The 12815-nt window shown below is 36.3% G+C and carries 10 protein-coding genes, 2 tRNA genes and 1 pseudogene; 9 read left to right on the plus strand and 4 right to left on the minus strand.

The genetic code is table 11. The annotated features are described in order from the left end of the window. Positions 1-20: 20 nt before the first annotated feature. The gene (locus J2786_RS20800) at positions 21-773 is read right to left on the minus strand and encodes a nitrilase-related carbon-nitrogen hydrolase (protein WP_310026598.1); all 753 of its coding nucleotides are present in this window, start codon (positions 771-773) and stop codon (positions 21-23) included. A gap of 222 nt (positions 774-995) precedes the next feature. Here J2786_RS20800 and J2786_RS20805 point away from each other — a divergent pair, with 222 nt between their 5' ends. The 8 genes and pseudogenes from J2786_RS20805 (at position 996) to J2786_RS20835 (ending at position 10466) form a co-directional block, all read left to right on the plus strand. After that, the gene (locus J2786_RS20805) at positions 996-1436 is read left to right on the plus strand and encodes a DUF6646 family protein (RefSeq protein ID WP_047428734.1); all 441 of its coding nucleotides are present in this window, start codon (positions 996-998) and stop codon (positions 1434-1436) included. Positions 1437-1542: 106 nt separating this feature from the next. Further along, entirely contained in the window at positions 1543-3033 is a 1491-nt protein-coding gene (gene rseP / locus J2786_RS20810) for an RIP metalloprotease RseP (protein WP_047428732.1), read from the plus strand. Positions 3034-3114: 81 nt separating this feature from the next. After that, positions 3115-3188: transfer RNA gene (locus J2786_RS20815), tRNA-Asn, on the plus strand. 298 nt (positions 3189-3486) lie between these two features. After that, complete coding sequence (locus J2786_RS20820) at positions 3487-6663, plus strand: S41 family peptidase (protein WP_047428731.1); 3177 nt, start codon at positions 3487-3489, stop codon at positions 6661-6663. 120 nt (positions 6664-6783) lie between these two features. Further along, positions 6784-6957: pseudogene (locus J2786_RS23060) on the plus strand (AAA family ATPase); the annotation flags it as partial. Between the two features lie 63 nt (positions 6958-7020). Then, the gene (locus tag J2786_RS23065) at positions 7021-7449 is read left to right on the plus strand and encodes an AAA family ATPase (protein ID WP_374709955.1); all 429 of its coding nucleotides are present in this window, start codon (positions 7021-7023) and stop codon (positions 7447-7449) included. A 135-nt stretch (positions 7450-7584) separates the two neighbouring features. Next, a tRNA-Asn gene (locus J2786_RS20830) sits at positions 7585-7658 on the plus strand. A gap of 276 nt (positions 7659-7934) precedes the next feature. Beyond that, positions 7935-10466 carry a DUF5686 family protein gene (locus J2786_RS20835; RefSeq protein ID WP_310026603.1) on the plus strand — a complete coding sequence of 844 codons (2532 nt, stop codon included), beginning with the start codon at positions 7935-7937 and terminating at the stop codon, positions 10464-10466. An 87-nt stretch (positions 10467-10553) separates the two neighbouring features. Here J2786_RS20835 and J2786_RS20840 read toward each other — a convergent pair whose 3' ends face one another. From J2786_RS20840 to rplU, 3 genes are all read right to left on the minus strand, one after another. Beyond that, positions 10554-10718 carry a bacteriocin-like protein gene (locus J2786_RS20840; protein ID WP_156121361.1) on the minus strand — a complete coding sequence of 55 codons (165 nt, stop codon included), beginning with the start codon at positions 10716-10718 and terminating at the stop codon, positions 10554-10556. Between the two features lie 176 nt (positions 10719-10894). After that, positions 10895-11152: a 50S ribosomal protein L27 gene (gene rpmA / locus J2786_RS20845; protein WP_002984034.1), complete on the minus strand. Its 258-nt coding sequence runs from the start codon at positions 11150-11152 to the stop codon at positions 10895-10897. A 12-nt stretch (positions 11153-11164) separates the two neighbouring features. Further along, positions 11165-11743 carry a 50S ribosomal protein L21 gene (gene rplU, locus J2786_RS20850; protein ID WP_076597840.1) on the minus strand — a complete coding sequence of 193 codons (579 nt, stop codon included), beginning with the start codon at positions 11741-11743 and terminating at the stop codon, positions 11165-11167. Positions 11744-11927: 184 nt separating this feature from the next. On the opposite strand from rplU, the gene J2786_RS20855 reads away from it, so the two are divergent. After that, positions 11928-12815: a neutral zinc metallopeptidase gene (locus J2786_RS20855; protein ID WP_047428727.1), complete on the plus strand. Its 888-nt coding sequence runs from the start codon at positions 11928-11930 to the stop codon at positions 12813-12815.

Raw genomic sequence — 12815 nt, forward strand, 5'->3', positions numbered from 1 at the left:
ATTTCAGCCCTTATTTTTATTTACAGTTGAATAGAAAAACGATCCCGGTCATTTAAAAACTGGAAATGTTTTCTAAAATCGTTCAATTCTTCCAGATACAGCTCTGCAGATACAAGATTTCCCTGTTTCTGAGAGATTTCTTTTCCATCCCCAAAGAAGCAGTGTGAGCTTTCCTGATACAACAGATCATTTCCATCAGTTCCGATTCTGTTTAAACCAAATACAAAAGATAAATTTTCAATAGCTCTGGCCTTTAAAAGGTGTTCCCATGCTCCTACCCTTTTCTCTGGCCAGTTGGCAATATATAAAACAGCATCATAATCATCATTATTTCGTGCAAAAACAGGAAAACGAAGATCATAGCACACCTGGAGCAGGAAACGTATTCCTTTGTATTCAACAATTACTCTTTCTTTTCCCGGTGTATACACTTTATCTTCTCCGGAAAAAGAGAAAAGATGTCTTTTATCATAAAAAGAGATTTCACCATCCGGCTTTACAAAATACATTCTGTTGTAGAAGTTTCCGTTTTGTTCAACCGGGACACTTCCGCAGAATGCTGCTTTTTTCTCTTTAGATATCTTTTTCAAAAACTCCAGTGATTCATTATTTCTATCTGAAACTTCTGAAGCATCCATACAGAAGCCTGTTGAAAACATTTCGGGAAGAAGAAACAGATCTGCTTCCACATTCAGCAGTTCGCTTTCTATACGTGCAAAATTCTCAGTTTTATTTTTCCAGATGATATCTAAATTAAGCCCTACAACTTTCATCTTTTATTCTTTTTAAATTATTTCAAATATGAAATATAAAAATACAGTTTTTATAATTACAAAAGGAGAATTAAATAGCTGAAAAGATGGTTTTTCACATAAAGACAGCCTCTATTTCTTAATAATGTCTTAAAGTCAGCCATTTTTATGCTACTCATATTCTTTCGGTTTCATTTTTGATAGAGATATTTTTTTATCATTATCCTTAAAAATTAAAAATTTATGAAGAAATTGTTTTTTATGGTGGCGATCTTCTTTTTTGGGGCTATGGCTAATGCTCAGGCCTGGACAGGAAAAGGAGATCAGAAAATACAACTGGGGCTGAGTGCCTGGGGCTACGGAACCGGGATCACGGGAACTTACGACTATGGACTTAACAAACTTATTTCAGTAGGAGCCGGGATTAATGGCTACTTCGATAATTATAAAAACAACGATAAGGATAATCGTGTTTTTGTTTTCGGGAGACTGAACTTTCACTTGCAGGAAGCATTAAATCTTCCTTCCAAATGGGATATCTACCCTGGAGTAGACCTTGGAGTTCTTGGTAGAGACTTTGGAGTGGGAGCTCACATTGGAGCCCGATATTTCTTCACAGAGAAAATCGGAGTCTTTGCAGAGGTAGGTAATAATGGCAGCCTTGGAGTTTCTTTCAATTTATAGCCTTATCGTCTTTAAATATGACAAAGCTTCTCGTTTCGGGGAGCTTTTTTATTTGGCATAGTTTTGATAATTGTTACCTTTGCAAATTAAAATCTAAAATTTATTAATGGAAATAGCAATTAAACTTTTTCAGTTCATTCTGAGCATCTCTATACTTGTGCTTCTTCATGAGCTTGGGCATTTCTTACCGGCAATATGGTTTAAGACCAGAGCAGAGAAGTTTTTCCTGTTTTTTGATCCTTACTTCTCCATATTCTCCATGAAGAAAATCAACGGAAAATGGCAGTATAAATTTTTATCAAAGAACCTTCCGGATTCTGAAGTAATAGAGGTGAACGGAAAGAAGGAAGAAGTTCCTATCGATATATCAAAACTTCCGGACAATGACTGGAGAAAACACCCTGAACAGACAAAATACGGAATTGGCTGGCTTCCTTTCGGAGGGTATGTGAAGATTGCAGGAATGGTAGACGAAAGTATGGATACTGCCCAAATGAAAAAACCGGCAGAACCTTGGGAGTTCAGATCAAAACCGGCCTGGCAGAGACTGATCATTATGCTGGGAGGAGTTACGGTTAACTTTTTCCTTGCATGGTTAATCTACAGCTGCCTTTCATTCTTCAACGGAGAAACCTATACGGATATCACAAAATTCAAGAACGGTATTGAAGCTACTTCAGCCGGAAAGAAAATGGGATTCCAGAATGGTGACAAAATCATCAGTGTAGACGGAAAACCAGCGGAAAGACTTGAAAACACTTCAATCAACATTCTTTTAGGAGACAATGTTACGGTAAACAGAAACGGACAGGAAGTTACTTTCCCGGTGAATGCTGACGGTGTAGCAGATGTTCTTAAGCAGAGAGAAGCAAAACTATACATCACTCCAAGAGTTTCTATGGTTGTTGATTCATTAGCTACTCCTTCGTCTCAGGCATCCGGTCTTGCAAAAGGAGATAAAATTGTAGGTATCAATGGTAAGAAAGCAGCATTTTTTGATGAAGTAAGTACTCTTTTAAGCGAAAACAAAGGTAAAACGATTACTGTAGATGTTGAGAGAAATGGAGCTTTACATACTTTACCAGCTGTTTCTGTTGACAAAAACGGAAAGTTAGGTATCGCCATTGATACAAAAGGTATTGCAAAAGATATTGTAACGAATAAAAAATATTCTTTTGGAGAAGCTATTCCAAGAGGATTTACAAGAACTATTGAAGCATTAACTACTCAGGTTAAGCAGTTCAAAATTATGTTCAACTCTAAAGTTCAGGGTTATAAGAACGTTGGAGGTCCTATTGCTATTGTAAAAAATATGCCTGTGGATAAAGATGCAGACGGAAGCTTTAAAATCAACTGGGTTGCTTTCTGGAGCTTTACAGCAATGTTCTCTGTATGGCTGGCATTCCTGAACCTTATTCCTATTCCGGGACTTGACGGTGGACACGTTTTATTTACTTTATATGAAATTATTGTAGGAAAACCAGTCCCTCAGAAAGTTTTGGAAAACGCACAGATGATTGGAGTTATCTTCTTGTTAGGATTGATGTTACTGATCTTTGGAAGCGACATCTTTAAGGTATTTACAGGGAAATTATAATTTTTTTAAAAAATTTTCTTAAAAATATTTGTAGGGTATAAATATTCGTCCTATATTTGCACCACTTAAAACAAAGGACATTCCTCCTTAGCTCAGTTGGTTAGAGCATCTGACTGTTAATCAGAGGGTCGCTGGTTCGAGCCCAGCAGGAGGAGCAAGAAGACTTACAGAAATGTAAGTCTTTTTTTGTGCTTTAATCTGAACAATTGTACATATCTAGCCTAGAAAAGACACATATTGGTAACTTATATTAACTTTTATGAAGTATCGATCTGCTTCACTGAATATTATCCACCTTTTCAGCTATTTTTCATGTAACGATTTCCGTAATCATTCGACTATTCTTTTTTAGAGTTATTCAAATTGCTAAAGTTCTCAGCAAATGGATACTCCTCTACCAAGACAAAGAGTAATAAAACCAATATACAGTATTGCATAAATAACCAATTGACCATGAAGAAAAGTATTATTTCGTTATTAACAGCATTTTCTATTATAGGGATTTCGGCACAGGAAAAGTCTTATTTTTTATCAAGTCCATCATTAAGTCCTGATGGGAAAACAGCTTATTTTGCTTACGATGGCGATATCTGGAAAGCAGACTCCAATGGTGGAAACGCTTCACGAATTACCGCACTCGATGGAGAAGAGATCACCCCCCGTCTTTCTCCGGATGGAAAATGGCTTGCATTCAGTTCAAACCAATATGGAAATTACGATGTGTATGTAATGCCTGCAGGAGGTGGAACGATCAAGCAATTAACCTTCCATACCGGAAGAGATGAAATGGAAAGCTGGGCGTGGGACAGTAAAACAATCTATTTTACTTCCAACAGAAATAACAATTTCGGCAGTTTTACAACTACAATTGAAGGAAAAACACCACAAAAGCTTTTCAATAATTATTTTAACAATACTAACGGCCTCGTAGAAACACCTGCCGGGGAATATCTTTTCACAAGTTCTTCAGAAAGTGCTCACCAGGTACAGCGTAAGCGCTATAAGGGAGAAAACAATCCCGATATTCTAGGATACAATCCAAAAAATAATTCTTTCAAACAGTACACTAACTATGAAGGAAAAGATTTCAACCCAAGTGTAGATAAAAATGGTATTATCTATTTTATTTCTGATGAGAATAACGGAGAATACAATCTTTATAAGCTTGAAAATGGTAAAAAAACTGCTTTAACGGAATTTGGTACTTCTATTAAAAAACCGTTTGTTTCAGCAGACGGATCTAAAGTTATTTTTGAAAGGGACTACCAGCTTTATACTTACGATGTTGCCTCAAAAAAGACCACTCCACTCAATATCAGTCTGAACACCAACAAAACCCTGGAAAAAGCCCAGAACTTCAATGTGGAAAATAACATTTCCTATTATGACGTATCTCCAGACGGTAAAAAAATGGCGTTCATAAGCCGTGGGATTATATTCGTTTCTGATATTGAAGGAAAATTTGCCCAGCAGGTCTCTGACGGAAAAGAACGTGCTATGGAAGTGAAGTGGCTGAAAGACAACCGCACTTTGCTTTACAGCCAAACGTATAACGGCTATCAAAACTGGTTCACGATTCAGGCAGACGGCAAAGGCCAGCCAAAACAATTAACAGAAGATTTACGCAATAACCGCAGCATCACCTTCAATAGTGACCTTTCAAAAGCTGTTTACTTAAGCGGAAGGGATGAAGTAAGATTATTGGATCTAAAAAGTTTCAAATCCACCACCATCGTCAAAGATGAAATCTGGGCATTCCAAAACTCAAGACCATCTTTTTCTCCCAATGACGAATATGTATTATTCTCCGCAAAAAGAAACTTTGAGCTTGATATTTTTATCTATAATATTAAAAAAGCACAGACTTTAAACCTTACCAACACAGGAGTTTCAGAGGAAGATCCCGTATGGTCTCCAAACGGTAAGTATATTTATTTTGCCAGTGACAGAACCAATCCGTCTTACCCTTTAGGCATGCAGAAATCTAACATTTACCGTATGGCTCTCGACTGGTTTGACGAACCTTTTAAATCCGAAAAATTCGACAATCTCTTCACTGAAGAAAAGAAGGAAGAAAAATCGCCTGATAAAGAGAAAGATAAGAAGGATAAAAAAGATGAAGAGAAAAATAAAGAAAAAAAGGAAGAAAAAGAACCGGTAATCAAAGAATTGAAAGTAAATCCTGATGACACCCTGGACAGGATTGAGCTGGTTACCGACCGATATGGATATCAGGATGATCCTGCAGTTTTCAATGATGATAAAAAGGAGATCTTGTTATTCAACTCTAATCAGGATAATGGAAAAAGACAGCTTTACAAAAAAGTGTTCACAGATTTTGAACCTGCAAAATCTGAAAAAGTCTTTGATAAAGCAGCTTATTACTTAACCAAAAATGAGAAAAACCTATTTGCCCTGATAGAAGGTAACATTTATAAAACAACGTTAGCGGCATTAAAACCTGAAAAAATAAACATCCAGTACAGCTTTGATAAAGATCTGGCATCAGAATTTACTCAGATGTATGCTGAAGCATGGACGGGCGTAGAGGAAAACTTCTACGACGAAAAATTCCATGGTATCGATTGGAAAGCGAAAAAGGAGCAGTATGCAAAGTACCTTCCCTATGTGCATAACAGAAATGATCTGCGAATTTTACTGAACGATCTTTTAGGAGAGCTTAATTCTTCACACACAGGGTTTTCTTCTACCGGAAAAGAAGAGACCATGTTCCTGAACTATTTCACCAACGAAACCGGAATTATCTTCAAAAAAGACCATCCTTACACAGTAGAAAGCATTGTGAGAAAATCTCCGGCTTACCGTTCGGGAGTTGATATCAAACCTGGAGACCAGCTGACCTCTGTAAATGGAAAAAAAATAGATCTGAACGAAAATATCGAAACTTATTTCACAAGTCCCAAAAAACAGGATGAACTTGTTCTCACACTTAACCGCGATGGTAAAACTATAACAACCAAAGTACATCCGATTTCCAACGGAGAATTAAAAGGATTGCTTTATGATGACTGGATCTACAATAATCATCAGCGTGTAGACAAGCTCAGCAACAACCGTATTGCCTACTCCTGCATGAAAAACATGTCTACTGATGAGCTGGACCGCTTCCTTCTGGACATGGTAGAACAGGAAAACAGAAAAGATGCTGTTATTCTGGACTTACGCTACAACACAGGTGGAAATGTTCATGACAAGGTATTGAATTTCCTTTCTCAGAGACCTTATTTACAATGGAAATACCGTGAAGGAAAGATAACAACCCAACCTAACTTTGCGCCTTCCGGAAAACCTATTGTTCTTTTGATTAACGAAGCATCATTAAGCGACGCTGAGATGACTGCAGCTGGATTCAAAGCATTAAAGCTCGGTAAAATTATCGGTCAGGATACGTATCGATGGATTATTTTCACTTCAGCCAAAGGACTGGTAGACGGATCTTCTTACAGACTTCCTGCATGGGGAACTTACACATTGGACGGACAAAATCTGGAAAAAACAGGCGTAAAACCAGACATTTATGTTAAAAACACCTTTATGGACCGTCTTCATAACAATGATCCACAGTTGGAAAGAGCTGTTCAGGAAATACTTAAAGATTTAAAGAAATAAGGTCAAAAATATTATAATTTTTTGCACAAATTTTGCTTGATAGGATAACTAATTCTATCAAGCAAAATGCCTTATCTATCAAAGATTTATTTAAATGACAATCACCCAAAAAATTTTCCTTTCAGCCTTCCATTTTTACGCAACGGCTTAAATATAAGACTGAAAAGCAATGTTACATTTTTCGTGGGCGAAAACGGAATTGGAAAATCCACCCTGCTTGAAGCCATTGCAGACAAATGCGACTTCAATGTGGCTGGTGGAAACCGTAATCACAATTACGACTTTCATAAAACAGAATCTGCGTTGTCAGAATATCTTACTCTTTCCTGGCATCATAAGACTTCTCAGGGCTTTTTTATGAGAGCTGAAAGTTTTTTCAACTTTGCTACCTATATTGATGATGTGGCTAAAGAAGATCAAAGGGTTCTAGAAGCCTACGGTGGAAAATCTTTACACCAACAGTCTCATGGCGAAGCTTTTTTATCCCTGTTCCATAACCATTTCCAGCATGGCATTTATATTCTTGACGAGCCGGAAGCCGCTTTATCACCACAGAGACAACTTTCTCTATTATCTATTATTCATAAATTAGAAAAAACCGGAAAAGCTCAGTTTATAATTTCAAGCCACTCACCAATACTGATGAGTTATCCAACCTCAGAAATTTATCTTCTTGATGATAAAATTCAAAAAGTGCATTATAAAGAAACAGAGCATTACCAGCTAACAAAAAATTTCCTGGAATCTCCGGAACGGTATTTTAAACATTTATTCGAAGACATCTAAGTTTAAATAAAAATCTGAAGAAATATTTCTTATTGAAATTCAATACATTTAGTGAAAAATCGTCAATAACAAAGGATAAAACTTGCTTGGTATGGATATTCATATTATATTTGCACCACTTAAAACAAAGGAAATTCCTCCTTAGCTCAGTTGGTTAGAGCATCTGACTGTTAATCAGAGGGTCGCTGGTTCGAGCCCAGCAGGAGGAGCAAAAAGACTTACAGAAATGTAAGTCTTTTTTTATTTAATTAATCCTTCGTAACAGCATCAAAATACTCCTTATACGTAAGATCTTAATCTTTATTTTAATCCTTTGATTATTATATTTTAAGCATTGAAATTTCCCGGTTAATTTTTCACCTATACATATATTATTTTCGCTACTTTTGTCGTTTTATAGGATAGAATAAAAATATTTTACTTTTTTACCTATTTTTTAAATAAACTGCATGCTTTTTGTTTATGCTAATTGCCTGAAGAAACGAATGATGTTAAACAATAACTCCCAAAAACACTATCTTTTATTTTTTTTTCTGATTCTCGCCGGTTCCGTATGCGCTCAAAACAAGGCCATCGGTAAGGTGGTTGACGAAAAGAACAATAAAGAACTGAATAAAGTTGATATTTTTATCAATAATGACAAAACACCTTCCCTGACGACAACTTCAGGCAGTTTCATCGTTCAGTCTGATAGCATCATTCATCAGTTAAGATTTTCCAAAAAAAATTATATTACAGAAACCCTTGATATCACCCCTGAAAATGCTGAAAATATTTTCGTACAGCTATCACAGGCTAAAGTGAGCGACATTCAGGAGATTGTTCTTCAAAGCGGTAAAACAAAATACAAAAACAAGAAAGAAAATCCTGCTTATGCAATTATGCAGAAAGTCTGGGCTCAAAAAAGAAATAACGGACTGGAAAAATTCGATACCTATTCCTATAAAGAATATGAAAAAACGCAGTTTGACCTGAACAACTTGGACAGTGCGTTCATGAAGAAAAAGATCTTCAATAAACTGGATTTCATTTTCAGTTATGCTGATTCTACCGCAAGTGGAAGGCTTGGTCTTCCTATCTTCCTGAATGAAGCTGTTTATGAAAATTATGGTAAAAACAAACCGGATAAAGACAGCAAAAGAACTCTGGTTGCTCAAAAAACTTCAGGCTTCCAGGACAATCAGGTGATTACGGTTTCAGCTAAAAACCTTTATCGTGATATTAATATTTACGATAATACCCTTAATTACTTTGATATTGGCTTCCAGAGTCCCGTGGGAACAGATGGGTTCAGTACCTACGATTACAGTCTTATGGACACCATTACGATTCGTGGTGAAAAAGCCTTCCAGATAAGATATCAGCCTAAGAGAAAAGACATCCTTGCATTCCAGGGAAACCTTTATATTGATACGGATACCTATGCTGTTTTAGGTGCTACATTGAAGTCAACCCAGAAAATCAATGTCAATTTTGTCAACAGTGTTTATACTCAGGTGGAATATGATAACCCTGATGATGCTACATTTCTTCCTAAAAAAATGGTGACAGAATTTGAAATGAGCCCTTTTTCAAAAAAGAAAGGTGCAAAAAGCATTATTGCTAAAAGATCGGTAGATTATTCTGATTATCAGTTCAACAAACCTCTTGATCCAAAAGTATTTAAACGTACTGAAGAAGAATACGAAGACAAATTTACCAATAAAGATGATGCCTACTGGACAAAGGTCAGACCTGACACTTTATCCAAAGCAGAACAGGGAGTTTACAACATGCTTGATGAACTTCAGCAGACCCCGAAATTCAACAGAATGGTAAAGCTGTTTGAAACGCTTGGCTCACGTTATTACAACGCCTTCAAAGGGATTGATATTGGTCCTATTTTTTCAATCTACGGAAGAAATGAAGTAGAAGGAGACAGAATAAGATTAGGAGCAAGAACTTATTTCGGATTAAATGATATCTGGAGAGCTCAGTTTTATACAGCCTATGGGTTCAAAGATCAACAGTTTAAATATGGAGTGGAGGCAAGATATATGTTCAATAAGCTTAACCGTTTTATGATTGGCGCAGGGACAAGTAGAGATATTGTTCAGCTTGGTGGGCAGCTTACTTCCGGAGATGGCGTTACTCCGCAATCTTCTTCTTCCAGTACTTTCTTCGCAAGAGGAGAAAACATTTCTTTAAGTTCTGTAAACAAAACAAGTGTTTTTGCAGCTATTGAACCATGGAAAAACTTCCAGATAAGAGTAGATGGAGTAATGCAGAGTATTAAATCTGCTATTCCGGAGAAATTCAACCTGATGTATTTTAAAGACGGCCAGCTGAGAAAGACTGTTAATGACTCTCATGTTACCATCAGTTTAATTGCCAAACCTGGTGCAAAATTCTCACAAACCGGAATTGACCGTTATCAGGCAAGAAACCTGGCTCCAACCATCGTTTTAAGATATACACGAGGTATTGAAGGATTATTTAATGCTGACTTCAACTATGACAAGCTTCAATTCATGCTTTATAAGCCATTTTTAATTGGAAGTGCAGGTAAACTGGTAGTGAATTTCGAAGCTGGGAAAAACTTTAATACCGTTCCCCTGGCATTACAGAATATCATTCCTGCCAACCTTTCATATGGTCTGGTACCGAATACATTCTCTCAGCTTAATTATTACGAGTTTGTGACTGATGCTTATACTACACTACAACTGGAACATCATTTTAATGGTAAAATACTTTCTTATATTCCTTTGATTAAAAAGCTGAAATTGAGAGAAGTTGCATTTATCAGAGGCGCTTACGGGACATTAAGCGATGCCTCCAAAGCAATCAATGTAGAAGGCTTTAAATATTCCGCACCAAGTGAACATATCTATTATGAATACGGATTCGGAATTGAAAATATAGGAATCGGAAACCTGAGAATCTTCAGAGTAGACTTCAACTGGAGAGGAAATTATCTTGACAGGCCAGACATCTCTAAATTTGGTGTTAAGGCAGGATTCCAGGTAGGATTCTAAACAGGATATATAATAAAATAGTTTCGGCGGCTTCTTTGAAGCCGCCGAAATTTTATTTCAGATTATATACAAGGCCTGAACTTATTATTAAAAGCACTCGCAACCTTCTACATCAAGCAGACAATGCATCCTCTGCTCCTTTGTCAGTCCACAAAATACATTACATGATGTGATTGGTTTTGCCGGACACCATACTTCACCTCCGTTAATACTTCTCAGACTGTTCTTTGTTAATTTTCTTAGATTTTTCATGATTATTTAGTTTTATTTGCTGCCTACTCTCTTTGCTTTTCGGCTTCCGCAACTGTTTCAAAACTGGACAGTTAACAAATATAAAGTATTTCACAAATAAAAAAATACCATGAAACTGACAAATAAAAAAACCTCAGTAAAAACTGAGGTTTTAATTTTTATAAAACGCTTAAAAATTATGCGTTTGGCTCTACAGATACGAAAGATCTGTTGTTTGCTTTCTTTCTGAAAACTACTTTACCATCTACTAATGCAAACAAAGTGTGATCTTTACCGATTCCCACGTTATCACCTGGGTGGTGCTGAGTACCTCTTTGTCTAACAATAATATTTCCGGCAATAGCTTCTTGTCCTCCGAAAATCTTCACACCTAATCTTTTAGAGTGAGACTCTCTACCGTTCTTGGAACTACCGACTCCTTTCTTGTGTGCCATTTTATTACTGGATTATTTATTAAGTGCTTTAAATTGATCGATATTCTTAATGATAGCAGCATCTACTTCTTCATGTGTAAGAATATTCTTTTCTAATTCAACTTTAACTGCTTTACCTAAAGTAATTAAAGTTTCTCTGTTCTCTTTAGACTGAGACAAATTGTTTTTCTTTAAGTGATAGTTCAACTCGTGATCTTCACCAAAGTTAACAGTTGCGTTGTCAGAAAGAACTTCACCTTTCACAGTTTCTTTTTTAGCAGCAGCTTTTTTAGCTCCACCTTCAAAACCTGTAATACCAGTGATTACGATTTGAGTTAAAGATTGTCTGTGACCGTTTTTCACTTTGTAACCTTTTCTTCTTTTCTTTTTGAAAACGATTACTTTATCAGCTTTAACGTGGTCAAGGATCTCTGCTTCTACAGTGATTCCGTTTACAGCTGGGGCGCCTACAGTGATTGCACCGTTTACAGTAAGAAGAACTTTATCGAAAGAAACTTTTCCTCCTTTATCTCCTTTTAAACGGTTTACAAACAACTTCTGGTCTTGCTCAACTTTGTATTGAAGCCCTGCTATTTCTACAATTGCAAACATTGTTTATAAATTTTTAGTTATTTCGAGGTGCAAATATACATATAATTTTCTAAATAGCTTACAATCAAAGCAATGTTTTTTTAATTAAAAACCTACTCACTATGTTTTGAATAATTTTTTTCATTAAAATACTCACAATTAAGAGATAATTTCATACATTCGCTTTACCAAATTGAATTTATATATGAAAAGAAACTTTAATCTCTGCTTACTAGCAGGTGCCATTGCTGTTACTTCATTAACGGCATGTAGTGATGACCAAATGGACAACAATGTTCAACCTCAGCAAGAAGCACAAAGTGCCAAAATTGATCAGCCTGGGGATCTTGAAAAAATCTGTTCTTATGTAGACAACAACTGGAGTACCAATTCAGTTTTACTGACCGGGCTTCAAAACTCCACAGACACCAATTTTATGAATGCACAAATGACTAAAATTGCAAGCATGTGGGGAAGAAGCAACCCTCTTCTACGATTTGTAAATGACCCTACTAATTTTAATTCTACCTACAACGCCATATCTTATGGTAACGGAAGAATTTATTACGGTTATGCTATTTATTATGATGCAAAATCAAAAGGTGGCGATATTGTAAACGCCATGATTCTTGCTCATGAATACGGACATCAGTTGCAATACATCTTCAATCTCCCTTCTGTATCAGAATCAACGTACAGACCAAACGAGCTAGAAGCAGATGGCTTTGCAGGATATTATCTGAGAAGACCTAACGGGTACAATAAAACCAGCTTCCCGGAAATTGCTGCAGCTTATGAATTTGCCCAGAGCATCGGTGACTATCAAACCACCAATGTAAACCATCACGGTACACCTGCCCAGAGAAGATCAGCAGTTCGTTTAGGATTCCTTTTAGGACAATACGACCTTAATGCTTCCAATTTCGATTACAACTTCTTCTATTACTATCAGGGAGTATTAAATGGCACTTACAAGATGGCGAAGAACACGGTAAATCCTGAAATCGACGCTTACATGAGCCAATATATTGATGAACTTAAAAAAATTCAGTCAGGAGAAATTTCTGCGGAAGAATTTAAACATCTTCAATAA

This window comes from Chryseobacterium vietnamense (assembly GCF_031454475.1).
In the GTDB taxonomy this organism is placed as follows: Bacteria; Bacteroidota; Bacteroidia; order Flavobacteriales; family Weeksellaceae; genus Chryseobacterium; species Chryseobacterium vietnamense.

Excerpts from the sequence above, each read along its gene's own strand:
- rseP (WP_047428732.1), top strand. The coding sequence starts at position 1,543 with ATGGAAATAGCAATTAAACTTTTTCAGTTCATTCTGAGCATCTCTATA.
- J2786_RS20800 (WP_310026598.1), bottom strand. The coding sequence starts at position 773 with ATGAAAGTTGTAGGGCTTAATTTAGATATCATCTGGAAAAATAAAACT.
- J2786_RS20835 (WP_310026603.1), top strand. The coding sequence starts at position 7,935 with ATGATGTTAAACAATAACTCCCAAAAACACTATCTTTTATTTTTTTTT.
- J2786_RS20805 (WP_047428734.1), top strand. The coding sequence starts at position 996 with ATGAAGAAATTGTTTTTTATGGTGGCGATCTTCTTTTTTGGGGCTATG.
- J2786_RS20820 (WP_047428731.1), top strand. The coding sequence starts at position 3,487 with ATGAAGAAAAGTATTATTTCGTTATTAACAGCATTTTCTATTATAGGG.
- rpmA (WP_002984034.1), bottom strand. The coding sequence starts at position 11,152 with ATGGCACACAAGAAAGGAGTCGGTAGTTCCAAGAACGGTAGAGAGTCT.
- J2786_RS20855 (WP_047428727.1), top strand. The coding sequence starts at position 11,928 with ATGAAAAGAAACTTTAATCTCTGCTTACTAGCAGGTGCCATTGCTGTT.
- rplU (WP_076597840.1), bottom strand. The coding sequence starts at position 11,743 with ATGTTTGCAATTGTAGAAATAGCAGGGCTTCAATACAAAGTTGAGCAA.
- J2786_RS20840 (WP_156121361.1), bottom strand. The coding sequence starts at position 10,718 with ATGAAAAATCTAAGAAAATTAACAAAGAACAGTCTGAGAAGTATTAAC.
- J2786_RS23065 (WP_374709955.1), top strand. The coding sequence starts at position 7,021 with ATGAGAGCTGAAAGTTTTTTCAACTTTGCTACCTATATTGATGATGTG.